We start from the raw sequence: 22,195 nt of genomic DNA, 5'->3' as shown, positions 1-22,195 counted from the left end.
GCGACGCACTGTGGCAAAGCGGTGAATTCCGTGCGGAATGCCGGGCGTCGGGCGTCCCGCCGGTCGCGCGCGCCGGTAGACGAGGCGGCATGGCCTACCTCTACGACACCTTCCGGCTGCTGGGCAGCCGCCCGCTGCGCGCGCTGTGGGACCTCGACGTCGGCGGCGTGCACCATGTTCCGCGCCGCACAGGGGCAATCGTCGCCGCCAACCACCTGTCCGTGTGCGACGAGTACTTCCTGATGTCGGCGGTGCCGCGGCGGATGACGTTCTGGGCCAAGGAGGAGTACTTCACCGGGACGGGCGCGAGCGGCGCCGGGATGCGGCTGCTGATGCGCGGGCTGGGGGCGATCCCGGTGCAACGAGCGGGCGGGCGTGAGGCGTTGGCGGCGCTCGCGGCGGCGCTGCCGGTGCTGCGGGGCGGCGGACTGGTGTGCGTCTACCCGGAGGGCACGCGCTCGCCCGACGGCCGCCTCTACCGGGGCCGCACGGGCGTCGCGCACCTGGCGATGGCCGCGGGGGTGCCGGTCGTACCGGTCGGGATCACCGGCACCGACCGGGTGCAGCCCATCGGCCGCCGCCTGCCGGCGTGGGAGCGCGGCGCGGTGTCGATCCGCTTCGGCGCCCCGCTCCCCCCGCCGCCCGCCCCGGAGGGCTCACCGCTGCGTAGCGCGCGGGAGTTCACCGCCGCGGTCATGGACGCCGTCCAGGGGTTGAGCGGCCTGCCCTACGTGGACATGTTCGCCCCGCCCCGCGCCCGTACGGCGGCCTGAGGCGCGGGCACGGGTGCCCGGCCGGTGAGTTCGGCGACGACGAGCGGGAAGACGTCGCGGGCGGCGTCCTTGCCGATGAAGACGTCCTGGTGGCCGTAGCCCTCGACGATGTGCAGGGAGTGCGCCTCGCGCGGGCGGCGCTCGGTGAAGTGCTCGTGGCTGCGCAGTTGGCTCACCGGGTCGAAGCAGGCGTTGGCGGAGCCGGTGAGGAAGACCAGGCGCGCGTCCGTACGGGGGTCGGCGGCGGTGAAGTCCGCGGGCAGCAGCGGGTTCGCGGTGACGGGGACGAGGGCGCCGCGGCGTACGCAGCGCGCCATCTGGCGGAAGAAGTCGACGGGCGCCCAGCCGAACTCGTCCCGCAGCCACTCGTGCGTGGCCTCGTCGAGGTTCTCGTGCCGCCAGAGCGTGGGGTGGCCCGCGCCGAACATGAAACTGGCCATGCGGCACACCCCGTTGTCGCACTCGCGGTGCAGCGCGCCCGCCGCCGCGCAGGTGAGGCGCGGGACGAGGCCGCGCGGGGCGTGGCCCCACTGCGCGTCGACGAAGCGGGAGACGGCGCCGAAGAGCGGGGTGAGGTAGCGGAGTTTGCGGGCCGCGGCGCGCGGCACGACCGGGTGCAGGGACACCGCGCTGGAGACGAACGTGTCGACCTGCGGGACCAGTCCGGCGATCAGGGCCATCACGAAGCTCGTCGAGCCCTGGCAGTGCGCGACGACCGGCAGCCGGTCGGCGCCGGTGTGCCGCAGGACGGCGGCGACGGCCGCCGGGTGGTCGTACGCGGCCGCGTCGTCGAGCGTCCAGGGCGCGGGCGGCCGGTCGACGCTCGCCCGCCAGTTCTCCAGCCACACGTCGAAGCCGGCGGCGAGCAGCGCGTCCACGATCGTGTGCCCGGTGGGCGGCCGGAAGGTCGCGGCGCGCACCCCCGCGCCGTGCACGAGCAGGACGGGGCCGCGGGTAGGGGCGTGCCGGCCGCGGACGTTGACCAGGCTGAGCGAGGTGCCGTCGCCCGCCAGGAAGGGCACGGCGCAGTCGGCGCTCGCGCCCGGCGTCCGGGCGGGCCGGTCCGCACCGCTCGTCCCGGCTGTCCCGGCCTTCGGCGCACCGCCCGCGTGGTGCGGGGGGCCGGCTTCGTTCTGGCTGCGAATTGCGTCCACCTGATCGTCCTGTCCTACTGGTCGGGCCGGGGAGTGGTTTTCCGCTCGCTCCTGGCGGACGATACCCACCAAATTGATCGGTTGCGTCCGGCAGTTGAGTGAATTGGTGGCGTCAAACCCGAAATAGCCCGGTTGCGTACGGTCAATTGGGGTTGGCTGTGCTCGACAGCGGCACCGACGGCGCGAATTCACCGCGGCCGTCCGTTCAGCGGCGCCACCGCGCCCTCCGTGTCGCCCCCGGCCTCCGGCCGCCGCATTCCGCAACCGCACACGCAACAGCCACGGCCGCCGATTCGGCCGTTCCGATTGCCGTGATCCGACCACGCCGACACGTTCCGGGAGCCCTGCCACCATGAGCACGCTGATCACCGACGGCAGCCGCACGTACGCCGCCGAGGCCGCCGGGCTGGTCCGCCCGCGCGACGCCCGCGAGGTGCGCGACGTGCTCGCCCGCGCCCGCCGGACCGGCACGGGGGTGTGCATCCGCGGCGGCGGCTGGAACCAGGGCGGCCTCACCCTCGCGGACGGGGCCGTGCAGATCGACACCGGCGCCCTCGACCGCATCCTCGACATCGACGTCGAGGCCCGCACCGCGCGCGTCCAGGCGGGCGTGACCTGGGACTCGCTGCGTGAGGCGCTCGACCCGCTGGGCCTGTCGCCGCGCGTGACGCAGAGCTACGGCGTCTTCACCGTCGGCGGCTCGGTCAGCATCAACGCGCACGGCCGCAACATCGACACCGGCGTGCTCGCCGCGACGGTCCTGAGCCTGCGGGTCGTGCTCGCCGACGGTGAGATCGTCACCGCCGACCGCGAGCGCGAACCCGACGTCTTCCGCCTCGTCCTCGGCGGACTCGGCCTCGTCGGCGTCCTGCTGGACGTCACGATCGAACTCACCGGGAACCACGAATACCGCAAGTCGCGCGTCGCGGTGATGCCCACCGGGGAATATCCGCGGACGCTCCGCGAAGTCACCGCCGCCGCCACCGCGGAACCCGCGGAAAGCCCCGTGCATTTCCATTACGCGCGGCTCGCCGTCACCCCGTCCGAGCTGTGGGAGAAACTGCTGTGCGTCGACTACCGGCTCAACCCGGGCGGGCGCAGCCGCGAACCCGTACGCAGCGAACCGCTCAGCCGGACCGATCTGCTCAAGCAGCGCGGGCTCTTCCTCGGCTGCACCTACAGCTCGTGGATGCGCGAGCGCCGCTTCGGGTGGGAGGTGCAGCACCGCGCGCGGATGGAGACCGTACGGCGCAACAACGTCGCCAAGGAGTCGATCCAGGCGCTGAGCATCCCGCGGAAAGGGTCCGGCTACTGGCTGCAGGAGTTCTTCCTGCCCGCGCACCGCATCACCGAATTCCTCGACGCGGGGCGGGAGGTGCTGCGTGCGGAAAGGTTCCAGCTGCTCAACACGACGATGCGCTTCGTACCCCGCAACACCGACGCCTTCCTGTCGTACGCGACCGAGGACCGCGTCGCCGCCGTCGTCTACTTCCGCCAGCCGCTCGACGGGGCCGCCATCGCCCGCACCGTGCACGTCATGCGCGCGCTGCTGGACTGCGCGCTCGACGTGGGCGGCACGTACTACCTGAGCTACCACCGCTACGCCGCGCCCGAGCAGTTGCGGCGGGCCTACCCGGCAATTGACGACTTCTTCCGCTACAAGGCCAAGCTGGACCCGGAGTTCACCTTCCGGAACCAGTTCTGGACGCATTACGCGGAAGCGGACGGCGACTTCGCGCGGTGCGCGCCCGACGGAGCGGAGTGGAACGCGTGGTGACCGGCCCTGAACCCCGCACCGACCCCGGCCCTGAACCCCGCACCGACCCCCGTACTGCCACCCGCACAGACCCCCCTTCCGTTCCCCGTACCGATCCCAGCCCGGAGCCCGTGATGCGCCCCGCCCCCGCCGCCACCCTCACCGCCGTGCAGCGCGGACCGCTGCGCGCCCTGGACCACGGCCTGTTCGGGCCGGACTCGGTCAGCTGGAAGGTGTGGGCGGCGCCGACCTCGCTGGTCGGCTTCCAGCGCGCCATCGTCCTGGAGCACCTCGACCCGCTGCTCGCCGCGGCCGCCGCCGACAGCGGCGGCATGTACCGCAACCCGCACGGCCGCTTCGACCAGACCTTCGGCTACCTGCTCACCATCGCGCTCGGCGACGCCCGTACCGCGGTCCGCACTGCCGAGGCCGTCACCCGCATCCACACCCGCGTCACCGGCACCGACCCGGTGACCGGCCGCCGTTACGGCGCCAACAGCCCTGACTCGCAGCTGTGGGTGCACATCGTCGCGTGGGAGTCGATGCAGGCGTGCTACGAGGCCTACGGGCCCGGCCGGTTGAGCCACACCGAGGACCGCCGCTACTGGGCCGAGTGCGCGACCGCCGCCGGGCTCCAGACCTGCTCGCCCGCCGACGTGCCGCGCTCTCGGGCCGAAGTCGCCGCCTACTACGCCGGGTTGCGGCACGGCCTGTGCACGTCGGAGCGCGCGAACGACGGTATGCGCTACCTGCTGTGGCCGCCGCTGAGCAGCGTCGGGCCGCGCCTGGGCGCGGTGTCGCGCGTCACCGCCGCGCTGACCGTCGCGACGATGCCGGACTGGTTCTGGCGCGTCACCGGCTTCCCGCGCCCGCGGGCGACCGCCGCCGCCGTACGGCTGGGCCGCCCACTGCTGCGCCGGGCGATGCGCCTGACCGCCCGGCCCGCCCTCGCCGTGCCCCTGACCACGTCCATCGCCCCCACCTGCGGCCACGTCCTGCGCGAGCACTTCTCGGCGCAACCCCCCGCGGAGGCGGTGACGTTGACCGTCGAGGAGGCCCGGTCCCGCTACTCCGCGCGCCGCCCGCGGGAGCGGGTGGGGGCGCCCTGAGGGAGCGGGCGCGGGGCTGGGCGGGCGCCGCGGGCCGTCCCGCCGCGGGCCGTGCCGTCGGGCGCCGTCCCGCCGTGCGGCGCCTCGTCGGGCAGCCGTCCCGCGGGGCAGCCGTGCAGCCGTGCCGCCGCGGCGCGCGGGCCCGCCGCGGTGAGAGGGCGCTGCCGCAGGGCAGTTCGCCCACGGGAGCGCGGGCCCCACGCGGCAGGCGCCAGGCCTCCGGCCCACCGCGGTCCGCCCGCACCGGCGCGGAGCCCGCCGCTCCGTGCGACCATCCCCGCATGACCCCGGATCCCGCGCCCGCGCCCGCGCCCGCGCCCGCGTCCGCTCCTGTACCCGACCCCGTCCCCGCCGCCGGCCTGCGCAAGGGATCCTCGCTCGCGGTGCTCGGGGCGCTCGTGGACCAGTCGTGGGAGATCGTCGGCGCCTGCGCCGACGCCCGCCGCTTCGACCGGCAGCTGCTCGTCCGCACCGCGGACGTCTGGGACAACAACACCCTGCCGTTCTTCCGTGCCGCCGAGTCCGCGACGCCTTGGACGCGGGAGTTCCACGCGCGTACGGCGCTGCGGTGGATGGCCGACCTCGGCGAGTCGCGGCAGCAGTGGATACGGGACCGTGCGGCCGCCGCCGGGCTCACCGTGCCCTTCCGGCTGCCGCCGCAGGCCCCGCCGGGGCGGTACCGCGACTACGCCGGGCAAGTCCGGCCGACGCACGAGCCGCTGACTGCGCAGATCGTCGACGCCCTGCCCGGCGACTACGACCTGGACGCGGCCGACCTGCGCTCCTTCGTCATCGAGCACAGCGGCGACCGGCTGGACGCCCGCCTCGCGGTTCGCGTCCCCCGCCGCTACCCGGCGCCCGACGCCAGGCCGGACAACTTCGCGTCCTTCGCCGTCCTCCTGACGGGCGTCACCGACGTCGACGTCGACATCGCCGACGCCCGCAGCGTCACCGTGGCTGCGGAGGGGGGCGGTTGGGCCCTGGGCCTCGGCACCCGGGGCGTGCTGCGCGCGGCGGCCGCTGACCTTGCCGTCGAGGACACCTTCTGGCATCTGTCCCCCTCCGGCCGCCGCGCCGATGCGACGGTGCCGCCCGACAGCCGCTTCCGGCGCCCCGGGGCGCGCCGCCCCCCGTACGTCATCGTGGGCCGGAACGCCGACACCGCCGCCGCGCTCATGCGCTGGGCGATGGTCACCGTCCGCCGGGCCAGGTTCTCCTCGTCGGCGCACAAGTCCCCGCTCGCCGCGCTGCACCGCACCTTCGCCGGGGCGGGCTCGGACGTGATCGCTGCGGGCGCGCACCGCTCGTGGCGGCGGCGGGACGCGGCCTACCGGGAGTTGACCGAGGAGTGGTTCCGGCGCGGCGGCCCGGAGATGGTGCCCGTCTTCCGCGAGGGCCTGAAAATGGTGCGGCACCGGCCGGAGCTGCCCGGCCTGCTGCCGGAGCCGGCGGCGCCGTCCGTACCCGCGGACATCCCGCCCGAGGCGCGGCTGCGGGCGCTGTCGTACGAGCGCCAGTCCCGGAGGTGGGGCAGCCGCGAGGGGCAGGGCGAACTGCTGGTGCACCTGGCCGTACCGCCGCCCGCGGACGGCGGGGAGCGGTGGCGGTCGGCGACGCTGGAGGGCCTCGACCCGGCGGAACTCCTTTTGAACCGAGCCGCGTTCACGGGCCCGGCGCACCTCGTCCTGGCGGGCGGGACCCTGGCCGTACGGGACGGGGCGCTCACGGCCGTGACGGCGGGGGAGTGGAGCCGCGCGGAGAGCGACGAGTAGCCGCGCGCGAAGGGGGCCGGGGAACGGGGTGCGGGAGCGGCGGGGAGCGGTGCGCGGGGCGGCGGGGAGTGGTGCGCGGGGCGGTCGGGTGCGGCCCGGCCCGGAAACCGGCACGCTTTCGTAACGATCCGAACGCCGTCGTCGCAGCGGCGACTTCACGGCGGCATTCCGGACCCGGCCGTGACAAACGGAGTCCCTCCTACCCCACAACCGTGCTTTACGCCCCAATTGCACCAAGATCATGAGGACTTGACGTACGCCCATGGCCATCCGAACGCCCGCTCGGATTTACCGGGGGGCAAATGCGGAAGTGCTGCTCATTCCCCCGGATACGCCACCGGAACTCTCGCCCCAGCCGTTTCTGGCGTAGCTCCACGCTCATTCGGGTCACCGCTCACAACGCTGTGCGATGAGCTGACGTGGGACACGTCAGGCGCTAGTCTCAGCGGCCGACTGACAAATAGCTCAAACGCGCAGGGAGACAACACGCCATGACGTACGAGGTGCCGCCGCCCCCTGGCCCGCCGGCTCCGCCGCCGAACGCGGGCGGCCGGCCCGGGGGCTCGTTCGACCCCGCATCCGTCAATCGCCTCGACTGGGTGATTCTCGGAGCCGGGGCCCTTCTCTTCATCTTCTCCTTCTTCGCCTACGAGTCGGCGTCCGCGAACATCATGGGCGCGCACTACAGCCAGGACTGGAACGCCTGGAACTTCGACCACGGCTTCTTCATCGCCTGGTTCGCGATGGCGATAGGCGTCGCCTCCGCCGCCGTGCTGGCGCTGAGCCTCTTCGTGCCGACCGTCTCGCTGCCCGCGGCCCCGCGCATGATCACCTTCGTGGGCTTCGCGGTGAGCTTCGTGCTCTACGTCATCGCGATCTTCGCGCACGACGACTTCGGCGACATCGTCAGCCACGCCTTCGGCTTCTGGATCAGCCTGATCCTGGCCGCGGTCGGCGCGGTCGTCGCCCTGATGCGCGCCCAGCAGACCAACACCGCTCTGCCGGGCCCGCTGTCGGGCCTGCCGCGCATCGGCAACTGACGCTCCGCTCCACGCCGGGCCGCCTGCCCCCGACTTCCGGGGGCGGGCGGCCCGTCGCGTTCCCGGCCGGGCGGTCCGCCGCGGGGCCAGGACGGGCGGGAGCTTGCCGGTGACCGGCCCCGCAGCGGAGTCGGCACGGTTCACGGCTGAGGGGGCTGCCAGTTCCCGGACCGGAGGGCTTCCAGGAGGTCGCGGCTCACGACGGTGAAGGGGTGGTCCCGGCCGAGGTGAGGTGCACGAACATCGCCATGGCCCGGGATGTTAGGGCGTGCCGGGCCGATCCCGTGAGCGGCGGATCCCGTGGGACGGGGATTCCCGCCGGTGGCTAACGTGTCCGCCCATGGGTGAGCTGATGGTGATCCGGCACGGGCAGACCGAGTGGAGCCTGTCGGGGCGGCATGCCGGCCGGACGGATGTCGGGCTGACGGAAGCGGGCGAGGCGGCGGCCAGGGGGCTGGGGGTGCGGCTGGCAGGGCGGCGGTTCGCGGCCGTGTTCAGCAGTCCGCTGGGCCGGGCCGTGCGGACGGCGGAGCTTGCCGGGCTGGTCGGGGTCGAGGCCGATCCGGATCTGCTGGAGTGGGATTACGGCGGCTACGAGGGGCTGACCGCCGAGCAGATCCGGGCGGCGCGGCCGGGCTGGGACCTGTGGCGGGACGGGGTCGTGCCGGGCGACGCCCAGCACCCCGGCGAGACGCTGGCGGAGGTGGCCGCGCGGACGGACGCCGTGCTGGACCGCGTCCGGCCGCTGCTGGACGGCGGGGACGTCGCCGTCGTCGCGCACGGCCACCTCGCGCGCGTCCTCGCCGTGCGCTGGCTCGGCCTCGACGCGTCCGAGAGCCGCCTGCTCGGCCACCCGCACCCCGGCACCCTCGGCATCCTGGCCGCGGAGGACGGCCGGCCGTGCATATCCGCCTGGAACACCCTGAACGCCGCACAGCGGGCTTCAGACCGGTGACGCCTCCAGGACGGAGAGCGGGGAAGCGGTCGGGACAACGCGGTCGAGGTGGAAGCCGGCCTGCGTGAGGAGGGTGCGGCATTCGGCCTCGGTGCGTTCGCGGCCGCCGACGAGGAGGAGCATGTCGAGGTCGGAGAGCTTGCCGGGGTGGGGGCCGTTGCCCTCCGGGATGACGAGTTCGACGATCAGCAGGCGGCCGCCGGGGGCGATCGCGCGGCGGATGTTGCGCAGGATCAACGCCACCTCCCTGTCGGGCCAGTTGTGGATGACGTTCTTCAGCAGGTAGCAGTCGCCGCCCTCCGGCACCTGCTCCAGGAACGAGCCCGCCTCGACCGAGCCGCGGTCGGCGAGGCCCGCCGCCCGCAGCGTGTCCTCCGCGCCCGCCACCGCCGACGACAGGTCGAACACGACGCCCTTCGCACGCGGTGCCCGCGCCAGGATCGCGGCGAGCATCGCGCCCTGCCCGCCGCCGACGTCCACGACGGAGGTGACGGGCGAGAAGTCGTAGGCGGCCGTGACCGGTGCCAGGGTGAAGTTCGAGAAGTCGGTCATCGCGTTGTTGAAGACGCCGGCCAGCTCCTCGTTCTTCTCGAAGAACGTCCAGACGTCGACCCCCCGGACCTTCTCCATGACCGGCTCGCCGGTGCGTACCGCGTCCAGCAGATAGGACCAGTGCTCGCGCTGCTCCGGCGCGTTGGTGAACATCGCGATCGAGCGCATCGGCGTCTCCGCGTCCGAGCGCAGCGTGCTCGCGAGCGGGGTTAACGCGAAGCGGCCGGAGCGGTCGGCGCGGAAGACGCCGTGGCTCGCCAGCGCGCGCAGGAGCCGGTTGACGCCGTCGGGGTGCGCGCCGACCCGTTCGGCGATCTCCTCCGGGGTGCGCGGGCCGTCGGCGAGCACGTCCGCGATGCCGAGGGTGGCGGTGACCTGGATCGCCTGGCTCACCATCCCCGCGGTGATCAGCTCCAGCATGGTCACGGGGGGCGGCATCATCTTCTGGTGCAGCCGGAACACGCTTTCCCGCAGCCGTTCGACGATCCGCACCAGCCGGGCCGGCGGCATTTTCTGATGCGCGCTCCGATTCCCCGGAGCCGTCCGACGGCCTTGCGCCGGGCGGGCGTTCGCCGCCTGCCCGTTCTCCGGCCGGCTCTCCGGCAGATTCCCCGACGTGCTCCCCTGCGTGTTCTCCGAGGCGCTCCCCGACTGGTTCCCGAGCGGGTTCCCCGACATCGCAACTCCCTACGACACGTAGCCCCGTCAGCACCCTGCGGTCTCGCGCGTCGCGGACCGGTCATGTCGGCGACACCTGGGTGGCGGGTTTGCGTCCCAGCATGTCCGTACATTGATTTGTCAGGCAGAATTGTCGCGGGAGATGAGACAAAGACGGGCTAGTGGTCTGGGGGAGGCTGGTGGGACGCCCAGAACGAGCCGTGGACCCCGGTGCCGGGCCGGTGGCCGAATTCGCCGCGCAGTTACGTGCCTTACGGCAGTCCGCCGGAGCGCCGTCCTACCGGACGATGGCCCGCGCGGCACATTACTCCGCCTCGACCCTCGCCCGTGCCGCCGGCGGCAGCGCCCTGCCGACCCTGGACGTCGCCCTCGCCTACGTCGAGGCCTGCGGCGGGGATCCGGCGGCGTGGCGGGAGCAGTGGCGTGACGTGGTGTCCGGCACGCGCCGCGGGGCCGCCCGCCAGGTCCCGTCCCCGCCGCTGATGCCGCGGGTCAAGAGCCCGCCGCCCGACGTCCCGATTCCGCGGCAATTACCCGCCGGTACACGGCATTTCACCGGCCGGGAAGAGGAACTGCGGCGGATCTCCGCGCAGTTGCTGGCACGCGCGGACGAGCCGGGCGGCGCACCCGGCACGCACGGCAAACCCGGCACGCACGGCAAACCCGGTGAGGACCACCGCAGGGAGCACGGCCCGCACCACGCCGGAGCCCACCACACGTACTCCACCGCCCCCGCCCCCCGCGGCGAGTCCGCCGCCGTCACCACCGTCTGCGGCGGCGGCGGAATGGGCAAGACGAGCCTCGTCCTGGAATGGGCCCGGCGCCACGCCGACGCCTTCCCCGACGGCCAGCTCTACGTCAACCTCCGCGGCTTCGACTCCGGCGGGCCGCCCGTCGACCCGGCCACCGCCCTGCAGGGCTTCCTGCAAGCGCTGGGGATGCCGCAGGAGGCGATCCCGCCCGCGCTCGACGCGCAGGCGGCGCTCTACCGCAGCATGGTCGCCGGCCGCCGGATGCTGGTGGTGCTGGACGACGCCGCCGACACCCGGCAGGTGGTGCCGCTGCTCCCGGGCAGCGGCTCGACGCCGGTGCTGGTCACGAGCCGGCGGCGGCTCGACGGGCTGGCCACGACGCACGACGCCCGCCGCATCCGGCTCGACGCGCTGCCCGCCGACGACGCGCGGGATCTGCTCAGCCGCCGCCTCGGGCTCCGGCGGGTGGCCGCGGAGCCCGCGGCGGCCGAGGAGATCCTCGACCGCTGCGGGGGCCTGCCGCTGGCGCTGACGATCGCGGCGGCGCGCTGGGGCGCCCGCGACGGCTTCCCGCTCGCGGACCTGGCCGCCGAGCTGCGGGACGAGAGCGCGCGGCTGGACGCGCTGGAGGTCGAGGGCTCGCTGGTCGGGCTGCGGGCGGCGCTGGAGTCGTCGTACCGGGCGCTGTCCGCGCCGGCCGCGGCGCTGTTCGCGCTGCTCGGGTCCGTGCCGTACGCGGAGGTCGGCACGGAGGCGGCGGCCGCCCTGACCGGGCAGCCGGCGCAGCGGGCCGCGGGGCTGCTGCGCGAGCTGGACGACGCGCACCTGGTGGCGCAGCCGGCCCCGGGCCGCTACCGCACGCACGCCCTCGTGCGGCTGTACGCGGCCGAGCAGGGCCGGGCGGCGCCGCCGCGTGACGTGGAGGCGGCGCGGGCCCGGCTCGGCGACTTCTACCTGCACTCCCTCTTCCGGGCCGAGCGGCAGCTCTACCCGCAGCGGGCGGCGATCGCGCTGCCCGAGCCCGTCGCCGGGGCCGCGCCGGTCCGCTTTCGGGGGCTCGCGGAGGCGCTGGCCTGGCTCGACACGGAGTACGTCAACCTCGGCACGCTGCGCGAGGACGCCGTCGCCCGCGGCCGCCACGAGGTGGTCTGGAAGGCGGCGTGGGCCCTGATGACGTACCGCATCCGCCGGGGCAGGATGCGGGACGACCTGGTGTCCTGGCGGGACGCGCTGGCCGCGCTGCCGCACCTGGAGGGGCAGCCCGAGGCGGTGTACATGGTGCGCTGCGGCTACGGCGGCGCCTGCGTGCGGGCGGGCCGGCACGCGGAGGGGCTGCCCCACCTGCGGCGCGCGAAGGGGCTGGCCGAGGCGGCGGGCGACGTCTTCTGCCTGGCCGAGGCGCACTTCCACCTCGCCGCCGCCGACCACTACGCCGGCGAGGGCCGCCAGTCGCTGGCCGACGCGACCCGGGCGCTGGCCCTCTTCCGCACGATCGGCGACCCGGTCTGGATCGGCCTGTCCCTCAACGCGGCGGCCCGCGCCGCCACCCACGTCGGCGACTACACCGAGGCCCACGCCCACGCGCAGGCCGCGTACGTCCTGGCGCGCTCCCATGACCAGACCGACGCCGAGGCCGAGGCCTCCGTCAACCTCGGCTTCATCGCCCAGCGCACCGGTGACCCGGCCTCCGCCCTGGAGCACTACGAGCACGCGGTCCGCATCCACCGCACGCGGCGCAACGTCTACTTCGAGGCCGACGTCCTCGAACAACTCGGCAATGCCCAGGCCCACTTGGGCCGCGCCGCCGCCGCGCGGGCCGCCTGGCAGCAGGCCGCCGAGTCCTACCGCGCCCAGTGGCGCCTGCCCGAGGCCGACCGCGTCGACCGCCTCCTCTCCACCCGGACCCGCCTCCACCCCGGCACCGTCCCGGACAGCCCGACCCCGTCGGGGATCATGTGCTTCTCCGTCGTCCGGACGTGAGGGGCGCCGTGGCCGACCCCTCCCGGGCGGCCTGAAGCGCTCCCTCTCGGGGCCCGGCGCAGCGCCGGAACCCAAGGGAGCACTGGGACGCGCTGTCCGATTTGCGGGCATATGCCAGGAATGCCAATCTGGAGACCCAACCGGAAAGAAGGAGTTGGTCCCATGGCTACGGAGCTGACAGCCCCGGTCGAGACGACGGCCCTCGCCGCCGAGGTCGAAGGACTGCTGGATTCCGCAGAACCGGAAGGCATCTACCGAGACAGCCGCGAGTGCTTCGGCGGCCTGCTTCTCGCAGGACTGCTGCTCGTCTCGCCCCCCACCCCCCGGCCCGTGAAGACGGACGACCGCTGACGGCAGGGGGAGACCATTGGCCGAGCAGGCGCAGGAGAACTCTCCCCTGAGCGCTGCGGTGGCCGATGTCGCCAACGGAGTCGCCCTCGCCCTTGACGGCGAGGGCGGCTCCTACGCGCTGTCGGCCCTTCTCGCGCAGGACGACCGGGTGGCGCTCGCCGCCATCCGGGTGCTGGGCGCGGACGTGCTCGCGCCCTACGCGCTGGGCCTCGATCCCGCGCGGGGCGGGGCGGACGCGCCGGACGCGCGGCTCGTACGGGACGCGCTGGCCGCCTACCCGCCGGGGGCGGACGCCTCCGACGTGTCGTGGTGGAGCTACCGCGGGCTCGCCGAGGCGTCCCGCGCGTACCTGCCCGCGGCGGCGGCCGAGGCGCCGGCCGCCGGCGCGGCCGGAGGCGGGGACGACACATGGGTGCGCACCGACCCGTGGCCGCGGCTCTCGCACCGCGCCGCCCAGCTCGCCGCCCTCTCGCTGCCGGGGCTGGCCCCCGCGCTCGCCGCGGGCCTGGCCGGGCGGACGGACGACCTCGCGCGCGGCTTCGTCCGGGCGGTGCGGCGGCGGGACTGGCTCCAGGCGGCGGGCGTCGGGCGCTGGCTCGTGCGCGCCCCGGACGTGCCCGGCACGCTCGGGCTCGACGCGGGCCTGGTGTACGTGCACCGGATGAGCGGCGGCGACCCCCGGGTGGTCCTGCACACCGCCGCCGCCCGCCGCTTCCCCGGCGGCGGCCCCCGGTGAGCCCGGCGGAGGAGGTCGCCGGCAGGTCTGGTGACGGGTTGCGCGACCTCCTCGACGACGTCGCGGGCGGGGCGCTGCGCCGGCTCGACGCCATGCGCCCCTGCTTCCGGCTCCCCGCCGACGTCACGACCGACGCCGACCCCAACCTCACCCTCAAGCCGCTGGGCGAGCTGGCCGAGCTGATGCGCGTCATCACCGCCCTGCACCCGCTGCCCGCCGTCCGGGACGCCGCCGCCGACCTCTTCGCCTTCGCGTGGAAGGAGGCGCGCGGCGGCGAGCTGTTCGCCGAGCTGGTGCACGGTGAGCCCGCGGCGACGTATCCGGTGGAGCTGTACGGGGTCTTCGCGGGCGCGGGCCTGCGGCATCCGGGGGCCGAGGAGCTGATCGGCGCGACGACGGCGCTGCGGCGGTGGCGGGTCGCCCGCGACGACCACACCCGCACGCTCGGCGTCCTCAACGCCGAGCGCCGTATCGGCCTGCCCCCGCACGCGGACTTCGCGGACGTCCTCGCCCGCACCGGCCTGGGGCTGCGCCCGGAGCCGTGGGCGCTGGACCGCAAGGGCGCGTACGGGATCACGCACGACGTCTTCCACACCACCGACTGGGGCCGTGCGCCCGAGCGGCTGCCCGCGGACCTCGCGGCGTACCTGGGGCTGTGGCTGCCCGCCTGGACGCACACCTGGGCGGAGGAGCGGCTGTGGGACCTGACGGGCGAATTCCTGGCGGTGGCCGCGTGCCTGCCGGGGCGCCCGCCGGACGCCGGGCAGTGGGCCCGCTTCGCCGCCGCCCGCACCTCCGACGGCGCCGTCCCGGAGAGCGGCGACCCGCCGCCGCCGGGCGCGACGGAGCACGAGATCTTCCTGGCCTGCTACCACTCCACCCTCGTGGCCGCCTTCGCGTCCACCCTTGCCCGAGCATCCATGGAAAGCGAGGCGACACCGTGACCGCGAGCGCCGCTCCCCCCGCGCTGCTGCACGCCGTCGGCGACCGGGCGCTGGCCTGGCTGGACGCGAACCGCGAGCACTTCCGGCTCACCGACGAGGACCGCGCCACCGGCCGCGGGATCGTCGAACGGCTCAAGCCCGTCGGCGAGTTGGCGGTCAACATGCGGGTGCTCGCGCGCGAGGGAGTCGCGGGCTCGCGGCAGCACGACGCGTCCTCGCGGCTGCTGGACTTCACGTGGCGCGACCTGCTCGACGGCGGCAACCTGCTCGCCGAACTCCAGCGCGAGGAGCCGATGTCGCCCGTCCCGCTGGAGATCTACGCGAGCCTGTACGAGCTGGGCCACCGCCACCCCGGACTGGAGGCGGCGATCAACCTCGCCCGCACGACGGTCAGTTGGCAGGCCCTGGAGATGATGCCGAACCGGCGGCTCGGCGTGCTCAACGCCGAGCGCAAGATCGGGCTGATGCCCAGCGGCGACCGTGAGCAGGCCCTCGCGGCGACCTGGCTCGGCCGCATGCCCGAACCCTGGACCGTGCAGCTGCACATCGCCTACCACATCACCCACACCGTCTTCCATCTCACCGACTGGGGCGCGGACCCGGACGGCATCCCGCCCGCCGTCGCCGACTACCTCGCGCGCTATCTGCCCGCCTGGCTGGAGGACTGGGCGGAGCTCGAACACTGGGATCTGGTGGGGGAGTTGCTGGTGGTTGACGCGTGCCTGCCGCGTCCCGCGCTGGACGCCGGGGTGTGGGAGCGGTACGCCGCCGTGCAGGGGGCGGACGGTGCGATGCCGGTGCGCGGCGCGCTGCCCGAGGGCGACCCGGCGACGGTCTTCGACGAGGTCCACCACCCCACGCTGGTCGCGGCGTTCGCGTCCGCGATGGCCACCTCGCGCGCGCTGTCCGCGGACGTGGCGGCGTGACGGCGACCCTCCCGCCGCCGACCGCCGAGACCGGCACGGCCCCCGAAGTCCCCCTGATGCAGGCCGCTCTCGCCCGCGTCCGGGCCCCCGACGTCGTCCTCGCCGTCAGCCGCGCGGGCCGCCGCACGTACGCGTCCGGCGGTACGGGTACGGGCACGGCTACGGGCCCCGCCGGGCGGCGCGAGCAGCTCGCGTACGGGCTCGGCTCGCTCACGAAGACCTTCACCGTCCTGCTGCTGGCCGACCTCGCCCGCGCGGGCGCCCTCACCCTCGACGACCCGCTCGCCGCCCACCTCCCGGCCGCGGGTACGGATACGGGCGCGGGGGCGGGCACGGGCACGTACGGCGCCGCCGCCGACCGCATCACCCTGCGCCACCTCGCGACCCATACCTCGGGCCTGCCCCGCGTGCCCCGCGACCTGCTGGCCCCGGCGATCCTGCACCCGCAGACCAACGGCTACGCGGGCTACACCCGCGAGCGCCTGCTCGCCGCCCTCGCCGCCGCCCGCCCGCGGCACGCGCCCGGCACCCGCTGGCACTACTCCAACCTCGGCATCGCCCTGCTCGGCCCCGTCCTCGAACACGCCGGCGGCGCCCCGTACGCCGAGCTGCTGGCCCGCCGCGTCCTGCGCCCGCTCGGCCTGACCGGCGCCGCACTCGGCCCGAGCGCGGACGGTGCGGGCGTTGCGGCTGGTGCGGCTGGTGCGGCGACCGGTCACCGCGGTGACGGCCGCACCCCGATGCCCGCCGTCGACATGGCGGCCTTCAGCCCCGCGGGCGGCCTGCTCGCCACCCCCGCGGACCTGCTCGCGTACGCCGAGGCGCTGCTCGACCCGAAGGCGGGGGCGCTGCGCGACGTGCAGATCCCGCAGTTGCGCCGCCGCACGCCCCGGCACCGCGGCGAGGTGCACACCCTGACGTGGTACCAGCACCCGGCGCCCGGCGGCCCGTTGCTCTTCCACGCGGGCGCGACCTTCGGCCAGCAGTGCTTCCTGGGCTTCCACCCGGCGACCCGCACCGCCGTCGCGGGCTTCGCGACCCGGCACGACCGGCTGACCGCGATCGTCGGCGCCTCGTACGGGCTGCTGCACGCCCTCACGGCGTTGTGATCATCGGAGCCGCGTCCACCCGGCGTGCCGAGAAATAGCCCGATAGAGCCGCAAAAACCATCAGAGCTTGGCATTGACGCCAAAATTCGGCAAAGCTGGGCAAAGTTTTCGGCATGTGCATATGCCGTGCGTCCTTGCCGTACGCATGCGTTCGCGCGTGCCCGCGGCACATCTGCCCATGCCTCGTAGGTACCACCATCACCAGCCAGGGAGAACGCGTGCAGTACGGAACCGTCCTGCGGAACGAGATCGCCTCCGCCGGGACCACCCCGCTCATCGGGGTCTACGACATGTATTCGGCCTCTATCGCCGCTCAGCACTACAACGGATTCTTCGTCTCCGGCTTCGGCTTCGCCGCCTCTTACTACGGCCTCCCCGACATCGGCTTCATCGCCTGGCCGGACATGGTCGCCTTCGCCGAACGGCTGCGGCTGGCCTTCCCGCAGCACCACCTGCTCGTGGACATCGACGACGGCTACGTGGACCCGGAGGTCGCCTGCCACGTCGTGCAGCGGCTGGAGCGGGCGGGGGCTTCCGGCGTCATCCTGGAGGACCAGAAGCGGCCGCGCCGCTGCGGGCACGCCGACGGCAAGCTCACGCTGCCGCTGGAGGAATACCTGGAGAAGCTGGAACTGGTGCTCGCCAGCCGGACGGATCTGCTGGTCGTCGCCCGTACCGACGCCACCGAGGAGTCCGACATCCTGCGCCGGGCCGCCGCGCTCGCCGAGACGGACGCGGACGTCGTGCTCGTCGACGGGGTGCGCAGCGTCGACTGGGTCCACCGCATCCGGGAGGTGATCGGCGACAAGCCGCTGCTCTTCAACCAGATCGGCGGCGGCAAGTCGCCGCGGCTGTCCCTGACCGAACTGACCGACCTCGGTGTGGACGTCGCCATTTACAGCACGCCGTGCCTCTTCGCCGCGCACACGGCGATCGAGAACGCGCTGACGGAATTGAAGGCGGCGGACGGGCGGCTGCCCGAGGTGCGCGGCGCGGGCGCGGTCGGCGTGGCCGCCTCCACGCAGCTGCTGGAGCGCAACATCAGCCGCCACCACGGCACGTCGGGTGTCCCGCACGACCGCACGCCGGTCGGCGTGCCCGTCGGCGTCTGAGCGGGGCGCGCGCGATGAGCGGCAGGCACGCCGTACGGCGGCACGCGGGTCCCGGCCGGACGGCCGCACACCGGGCGGGCGTCGTCTCCCTGCTGGCGGCGGGCCTGCTGGCCGCGGGCGGCGGATGGACGTCGGCGTCCGCGGCCTCGGGTACGGCGCCGGGCGGCAAGGGCACGGGTACGGCGGCGGGTACGGGTACGGCGGCGGGCACGGACGCGGATGCGGGCGGCGCGAACTCCGCCCCGGCCGCGCCCCCTTGCTGCCGTGACGACGACGAGCCCTCGCAGCCCGAGCAGACGCACGGCGACAACAACGGGCTCCTGATCATCGACAACTCCAACGCCGACTCCTGGCTGGAGGTCGACAGGACCCTCAACACGATGCTGCGCAGCAAGGGCACGGCGGGCAGCGACCACGACGGGGACGGCGGCGACGTCGACGTCACCCACGCACCCCCGGCCCCGGGCGCGAAGCCCGCGTCCGCCCCGGAGGAACCGGAAGGGGACGACTGAGGTGTCCGTACCGCCCCGGCCGCCCGGCCCGAGCCCCGACCCCGGCTCCGGCCCACCGCACGCAGGTCCGCACAGCCCGGACTCCCGCTTCGGGACGGCGGGTCCGGCTTCCCGCGCGCCCGGCGGCCGGGGCCCTTCCCCGCGCGGGCCGGCGGGTCCGGCTTCCCGTACGCCCGGCGCCTCGCGCGGGGCGCCGGGTCCGGTTTCGGGCGTGCCCGGTGGCTCGCGGGGGGCGGCGGGTCCGGCTTCCGGCGCGCCCGATGGCCGGGGTCCTTCCGCACGGGGAGCGGGAAGTCCGGGTTCCCGTACGTCCGGTGGCTCGCGGGGGCCGGCGGGTCCGGTTTCCCGCGCGCCCGATGGCCGGGGCCCCTCCGGGCGGGTCCTGCGTGCAGTGCGCCGGGTGGCCGACCCGTACATGGCCGCACTCGCCGGTACGGTCGGGCTCGCCGCGCTGCTGCCCGCCGAGGGCGGCGCGGCGGTCGCGGCGGGCGACGCGGCGGACATCGCGATCGGCCTGCTCTTCTTCCTCTACGGCAGCAGGCTCTCCGCCCGCGAGGCGGTGGAGGGCCTGCGCGGCTGGCGGCTGCACTCCGTCGTCGTCGCGGCGACGTTCGTGCTCTTCCCGCTGCTCGGCCTCGCGGTCGGCGCGGCCGCCACGCCCGCGCTGCTGAGCCCGCAGCTCGCGACGGGGCTGCTCTTCCTGTGCGTGGTGCCGTCCACCGTGCAGTCGTCGATCGCCTTCACCTCCACCGCCCGCGGCAACGTCGCGGCGGCGATCTGCGCGGGCACGTACAGCACCCTGCTGGGCATGCTCCTCACCCCGCTGCTGGCGGCCTGGCTCATCGGCTCCACCGTCCGCTTCTCCGCGGACGGCCTCGCCGCGCTCGGCCTGCAGCTCGTTGCCCCCTTCCTGGCGGGCCAGCTCCTGCGCCGCTGGACGGGCGGCTTCGTCACCCGCCACAAGCGCGTCCTCGGCCGCCTCGACCGCGTCTCCATCCTGCTGGTCGTCTACACGGCCTTCAGCAAGGGCGTGTCCGAGGGCATCTGGCACCAGGTGACCCTCCCGCGCCTGGCCGCCCTCCTCCTGGTGGAGGCCGCGATGCTCGCCGTCGCCCTCACCACGACCTCCCTCGCCGCCCGCCGCCTCGGCTTCCCCGAGGAGGACCGCATCGCGATCGTCTTCTGCGGCTCGAAGAAGAGCCTGGCCACGGGCCTGCCCATGGCCGCGGCCCTCTTCGGCCCGCGCGCGGGCCTGGCGATCCTCCCCCTGATGCTCTTCCACCAGATGCAGCTCGCCGTCTGCGCGGTGATCGCCACCCACTGGTCCCGCCGCCCCGCGCCGTCCCCGGCTGCGCCGGGCGCCCCGGAGCCGGCTCCGGCGTGAGCGGTCCGTACGTCAGTCCGCCGCGCGGAGCCGGACGTGGACGTCGGTCGCATCCTCGGGGACGGCCCCGCCGTGCGGGTCGGTCACCGAGACGACGGTGAGGGCCGCCGCCGCGGCGAGGTCCGTGAAGATCCGCCGGGGATACCAGTGCATGACCCACGGCCGCTCCAGGACCTCCGTCTCCGCGCCGAGCAGGCGCTCGTACCGGAGCAGGGTCGTCTGCGTGCGGGCGCCCTCGTCCCGCTGCTCGGAGACGACGCGGAAGCGCAGCTCGGCGCCGTCGGGCCCGGCGGTGGAGCGTACGCGGCCGATGTCCGCGGCCGGTGTCGGTCCGGGCGTGAAGAGCGGGACGAGGGCCGAGCCGCCCGGGGCGAGATGGGCGCGGACCGCACGCAGTGCGGCGAGCGCGAGCGCGTCGGTGGGCAGCAGCGTGAAGGTCGGCCCGGCGAGGAAGACGGACCGGTAGCGGCGCGGGAGCGACAGCTCCTCCATGCGCTGCTGGAAGACGGAGACCGCGAGACCTTCCCGCGCGGCCGCGGACCGCAGGCGGTCGAGCATGTCGCCGGACGAGTCGACGCCGTCCACGTCGAGCCCGCGACGCCGCAGCTCCAGCAGCGGCTCGCCGTCGCCGCAGCCCAGTTCGAGCGCGGGCAGACCGGATTCGGTGACGAAGGCGGCGTAGGGCTCGGGGTTCTGGGAGAAGGACTTGAGCGGGGCGTAGAGGTCGGCGACGAGACCGGTGTAGAAGTCGGCGGCATCCATCCCGTCACCCTAGGCAGCCCATGTCCGCCGGGCACCTCGATTTCGCCCGGCGCGGCAGCGAAAGGCCACCCGGCGCGGCAGCGCAAAGCTCACCCCCGCGCGTCAGCGCAGAGCTCATCCCCGAGGGAGGCGTCAAGGTTCCGATAAAATGACCCCTGGTGTGCCGGGAAGCCTGGTCGGCGTGGGTGCGGTGGTCGCGTAAGGGCGGCGGTCGGCCCGGTGTCGTCGTGGGGTCGTACGCAAGGTGCACGCTGTAGGGGTTGTTCTTCTGCTGGTCGTTCTGGCCACCGTGGTCGCGACGTTCGCGCGCAGGTGGCAGTTGCCGGCGCCGTCCGTGCTGGTGCTGGCCGGGGTCGGGGTGGCGCTCGTGCCGGGGGTCCCGGCGCTGGATCTCCCCCCGGAGGCGATCGCGCTGGTGGTGCTGCCGCCGCTGCTGTACGCGTCCGCGGAGGAGCTGTCGCTGCGGGACCTCAAGGCGGTGTGGCGGCCGGTGACGGTGCTCGCGCTGGGGCTGGTCTTCGCGTCGGCGGCGGCGATCGCCTTCGTGGCCGTCGCGGTGACGGGGCTCCCGGCGGAGATGGCGTTCGTGCTGGGGGCGGTGCTGGCCAGTACCGATCCGGTCGCGGTGACGGCGCTGGGGCGTCGGCTCGCGCTGCCGGGGCGGGTGCAGGTGCTGGTGCAGGCGGAGAGCCTGTTCAACGATGCGACCTCGCTGGTGCTGTTCAAGGTCGCGGTGGGCGTGGCGGTGGCCGCGGGCGGGGCGGCGGTGGGCGTGCCCGCCGCGGGTGGCGAGTTCCTGCTGCTGGGCGGTGGCGGGGCCGCGGTCGGCGGGGCCGTCGCGGGGGCGGTGCGGCTGATCCGGCGGCGTACCACCGACCCCGTCCTGGAGACGGTCATCGCGCTCGTCACCCCGTACGCCGCCTACGTGCTCGGTGAGTCGGCCCATACGTCCGGGGTGACCGCGGTCGTCGTCGCCGGGGTGCTGCTGGGGCGCTCCGGGCACAAACTGGGCGACGCGCACGTACGGCTGCAGGTGCAGGCGGTCTACGCCGTGGTGGTTTTTCTGCTGGAGAGCGTCGTCTTCGGCGTCATCGGGCTGGAACTGCCTGCGCTGGTCGAGGAGTTGCCCGCGGGCAGCCGGTGGTGGCCGGTGCAGGCGCTCGGGCTCGCCGCGGTGCTGCTGGCCGTACGGGTGCTGTGGACGCTGCCGTTGACGCGCGGGGTGCAGCCGGCCGGGGCGGCGGGGCGGCTGCCGTGGCGGGCCGCGGGGGTCGTGACGTGGGCCGGGACGCGCGGGGTGATGCCGCTCGCCGCCGCGCTGTCCATCCCGCTGACCGCCGACGACGGGACGCCGCTCGCCGGGCGGCCACTGGTCCTGGTGCTCACCACGGCCGTCGTCGTTCTCACCCTCGTCGTGCAGGGGCTGACGCTCGCCGGGGTGGTGGGCCGCTCCGGCCTCGCCCTGGAGCCCGAGCACACCGCCCGCGAGGAGGCCGCCGCGCGGGACGCGCTCAGCCGCGCCGCCCTCGCCCACGTCGACACGCTCGCCGGGCTGGAGGCCGCGCCCGCGACCGCCCTCGACCGCGTCCGGCGCGCCTTCGCCGACCGCCTGGACCGTGCCGCCGGGGCCGACGGTGACGGTAAGGGTGACCGGAACGGGAACGGGAACGTAAACACTGCCGACGAGGCCTACCGCCTGCTCCGCCAGGAGGCCATCATCGTCCAACGCGAAGAATTGCTCCGCCTCTACGACGGCCACCGCATCAGCGACACCACCCGGCGCCGACTCCAACTCGACCTCGACCGCGAGGAAGCCGCCCTGGGCGGCCCGTGACGCT

Annotated in this window: 19 protein-coding genes; 16 read left to right on the top strand and 3 right to left on the bottom strand. The window is 74.8% G+C overall.

Annotated features, from left to right (window positions below; all coding sequences use genetic code 11):
- Window positions 1–89: 89 nt before the first annotated feature.
- Window positions 90–773 carry a lysophospholipid acyltransferase family protein gene (locus tag IH54_RS0118910; RefSeq protein ID WP_031518251.1) on the top strand — a complete coding sequence of 228 codons (684 nt, stop codon included), beginning with the start codon at window positions 90–92 and terminating at the stop codon, window positions 771–773.
- Here IH54_RS0118910 and IH54_RS0118905 read toward each other — a convergent pair.
- On the bottom strand, window positions 728–1,927 hold the full coding sequence (locus IH54_RS0118905; RefSeq protein ID WP_199923414.1) for an esterase/lipase family protein: 1,200 nt from the start codon (window positions 1,925–1,927) through the stop codon (window positions 728–730). The genes IH54_RS0118910 and IH54_RS0118905 overlap by 46 nt on opposite strands.
- A gap of 352 nt (window positions 1,928–2,279) precedes the next feature.
- Here IH54_RS0118905 and IH54_RS0118900 point away from each other — a divergent pair, with 352 nt between their 5' ends.
- The 5 genes from IH54_RS0118900 to IH54_RS0118880 all read left to right on the top strand — a co-directional run bounded on the left by IH54_RS0118900 (window position 2,280) and on the right by IH54_RS0118880 (window position 8,559).
- Window positions 2,280–3,704, top strand: a complete 1,425-nt coding sequence (locus IH54_RS0118900) for an FAD-binding oxidoreductase (protein ID WP_031518249.1) — start codon at window positions 2,280–2,282, stop codon at window positions 3,702–3,704.
- A gap of 113 nt (window positions 3,705–3,817) precedes the next feature.
- A complete protein-coding gene (locus IH54_RS0118895; RefSeq protein WP_052397616.1) occupies window positions 3,818–4,792 on the top strand; it encodes an oxygenase MpaB family protein in 975 nt (324 codons plus the stop codon).
- 281 nt (window positions 4,793–5,073) lie between these two features.
- Window positions 5,074–6,564 (top strand): hypothetical protein, encoded by a 1,491-nt coding sequence (locus IH54_RS0118890; protein ID WP_052397615.1) that lies wholly within the window; start codon window positions 5,074–5,076, stop codon window positions 6,562–6,564.
- 491 nt (window positions 6,565–7,055) lie between these two features.
- A complete protein-coding gene (locus tag IH54_RS0118885; protein WP_031518246.1) occupies window positions 7,056–7,604 on the top strand; it encodes a hypothetical protein in 549 nt (182 codons plus the stop codon).
- A gap of 340 nt (window positions 7,605–7,944) precedes the next feature.
- Window positions 7,945–8,559: a histidine phosphatase family protein gene (locus IH54_RS0118880; protein ID WP_031518245.1), complete on the top strand. Its 615-nt coding sequence runs from the start codon at window positions 7,945–7,947 to the stop codon at window positions 8,557–8,559.
- Here IH54_RS0118880 and IH54_RS0118875 read toward each other — a convergent pair.
- Window positions 8,548–9,621, bottom strand: coding sequence for a methyltransferase (locus tag IH54_RS0118875; protein ID WP_031518244.1), 1,074 nt, complete (start codon window positions 9,619–9,621; stop codon window positions 8,548–8,550). The genes IH54_RS0118880 and IH54_RS0118875 overlap by 12 nt on opposite strands.
- A gap of 347 nt (window positions 9,622–9,968) precedes the next feature.
- Here IH54_RS0118875 and IH54_RS0118870 point away from each other — a divergent pair, with 347 nt between their 5' ends.
- From IH54_RS0118870 to IH54_RS0118830, 9 genes are all read left to right on the top strand, one after another.
- A complete protein-coding gene (locus tag IH54_RS0118870; RefSeq protein ID WP_159011944.1) occupies window positions 9,969–12,521 on the top strand; it encodes a tetratricopeptide repeat protein in 2,553 nt (850 codons plus the stop codon).
- A gap of 162 nt (window positions 12,522–12,683) precedes the next feature.
- Complete coding sequence (locus tag IH54_RS0118865; RefSeq protein ID WP_031518242.1) at window positions 12,684–12,872, top strand: hypothetical protein; 189 nt, start codon at window positions 12,684–12,686, stop codon at window positions 12,870–12,872.
- A gap of 16 nt (window positions 12,873–12,888) precedes the next feature.
- The gene (locus IH54_RS0118860; RefSeq protein WP_234343616.1) at window positions 12,889–13,608 is read left to right on the top strand and encodes a hypothetical protein; all 720 of its coding nucleotides are present in this window, start codon (window positions 12,889–12,891) and stop codon (window positions 13,606–13,608) included.
- Complete coding sequence (locus tag IH54_RS0118855; protein ID WP_052397612.1) at window positions 13,605–14,552, top strand: DUF6895 family protein; 948 nt, start codon at window positions 13,605–13,607, stop codon at window positions 14,550–14,552. Before IH54_RS0118860 ends, IH54_RS0118855 begins: the two co-directional genes overlap by 4 nt.
- Window positions 14,549–15,478, top strand: coding sequence for a DUF6895 family protein (locus IH54_RS0118850; protein ID WP_031518239.1), 930 nt, complete (start codon window positions 14,549–14,551; stop codon window positions 15,476–15,478). The genes IH54_RS0118855 and IH54_RS0118850 overlap by 4 nt, the downstream gene beginning before the upstream one ends.
- Window positions 15,475–16,587, top strand: a complete 1,113-nt coding sequence (locus IH54_RS0118845) for a serine hydrolase domain-containing protein (protein ID WP_234343614.1) — start codon at window positions 15,475–15,477, stop codon at window positions 16,585–16,587. Before IH54_RS0118850 ends, IH54_RS0118845 begins: the two co-directional genes overlap by 4 nt.
- Window positions 16,588–16,805: 218 nt before the next feature.
- Entirely contained in the window at window positions 16,806–17,699 is an 894-nt protein-coding gene (locus IH54_RS0118840; RefSeq protein ID WP_031518237.1) for an isocitrate lyase/PEP mutase family protein, read from the top strand.
- A 14-nt stretch (window positions 17,700–17,713) separates the two neighbouring features.
- The gene (locus IH54_RS39945; protein ID WP_043181484.1) at window positions 17,714–18,211 is read left to right on the top strand and encodes a hypothetical protein; all 498 of its coding nucleotides are present in this window, start codon (window positions 17,714–17,716) and stop codon (window positions 18,209–18,211) included.
- A 415-nt stretch (window positions 18,212–18,626) separates the two neighbouring features.
- A complete protein-coding gene (locus tag IH54_RS0118830) occupies window positions 18,627–19,595 on the top strand; it encodes a bile acid:sodium symporter family protein (RefSeq protein WP_052397621.1) in 969 nt (322 codons plus the stop codon).
- A gap of 12 nt (window positions 19,596–19,607) precedes the next feature.
- Here IH54_RS0118830 and IH54_RS0118825 read toward each other — a convergent pair whose 3' ends face one another.
- The gene (locus tag IH54_RS0118825; protein ID WP_031518234.1) at window positions 19,608–20,357 is read right to left on the bottom strand and encodes a class I SAM-dependent methyltransferase; all 750 of its coding nucleotides are present in this window, start codon (window positions 20,355–20,357) and stop codon (window positions 19,608–19,610) included.
- Window positions 20,358–20,601: 244 nt separating this feature from the next.
- Here IH54_RS0118825 and IH54_RS0118820 point away from each other — a divergent pair, with 244 nt between their 5' ends.
- The gene (locus tag IH54_RS0118820; protein WP_031518233.1) at window positions 20,602–22,191 is read left to right on the top strand and encodes a Na+/H+ antiporter; all 1,590 of its coding nucleotides are present in this window, start codon (window positions 20,602–20,604) and stop codon (window positions 22,189–22,191) included.
- Window positions 22,192–22,195: the final 4 nt, after the last annotated feature.

This window comes from Streptomyces sp. NRRL F-5123, assembly GCF_000721495.1.
Classification (GTDB): Bacteria; Actinomycetota; Actinomycetes; order Streptomycetales; family Streptomycetaceae; genus Actinacidiphila.
Note: the sequence above shows the minus strand (reverse complement) of the source record. Positions and strands in the feature narration are given on the sequence as shown.

Bases quoted from the DNA above. Each gene is read 5' to 3' on its own strand.
- IH54_RS0118875 (WP_031518244.1), bottom strand. From the start codon at position 9,621: ATGCCGCCGGCCCGGCTGGTGCGGATCGTCGAACGGCTGCGGGAAAGC.
- IH54_RS0118895 (WP_052397616.1), top strand. From the start codon at position 3,818: ATGCGCCCCGCCCCCGCCGCCACCCTCACCGCCGTGCAGCGCGGACCG.
- IH54_RS0118910 (WP_031518251.1), top strand. From the start codon at position 90: ATGGCCTACCTCTACGACACCTTCCGGCTGCTGGGCAGCCGCCCGCTG.
- IH54_RS0118880 (WP_031518245.1), top strand. From the start codon at position 7,945: ATGGGTGAGCTGATGGTGATCCGGCACGGGCAGACCGAGTGGAGCCTG.
- IH54_RS39945 (WP_043181484.1), top strand. From the start codon at position 17,714: ATGAGCGGCAGGCACGCCGTACGGCGGCACGCGGGTCCCGGCCGGACG.
- IH54_RS0118830 (WP_052397621.1), top strand. From the start codon at position 18,627: ATGGCCGCACTCGCCGGTACGGTCGGGCTCGCCGCGCTGCTGCCCGCC.
- IH54_RS0118885 (WP_031518246.1), top strand. From the start codon at position 7,056: ATGACGTACGAGGTGCCGCCGCCCCCTGGCCCGCCGGCTCCGCCGCCG.
- IH54_RS0118825 (WP_031518234.1), bottom strand. From the start codon at position 20,357: ATGGATGCCGCCGACTTCTACACCGGTCTCGTCGCCGACCTCTACGCC.
- IH54_RS0118865 (WP_031518242.1), top strand. From the start codon at position 12,684: ATGGCTACGGAGCTGACAGCCCCGGTCGAGACGACGGCCCTCGCCGCC.
- IH54_RS0118890 (WP_052397615.1), top strand. From the start codon at position 5,074: ATGACCCCGGATCCCGCGCCCGCGCCCGCGCCCGCGCCCGCGTCCGCT.
- IH54_RS0118900 (WP_031518249.1), top strand. From the start codon at position 2,280: ATGAGCACGCTGATCACCGACGGCAGCCGCACGTACGCCGCCGAGGCC.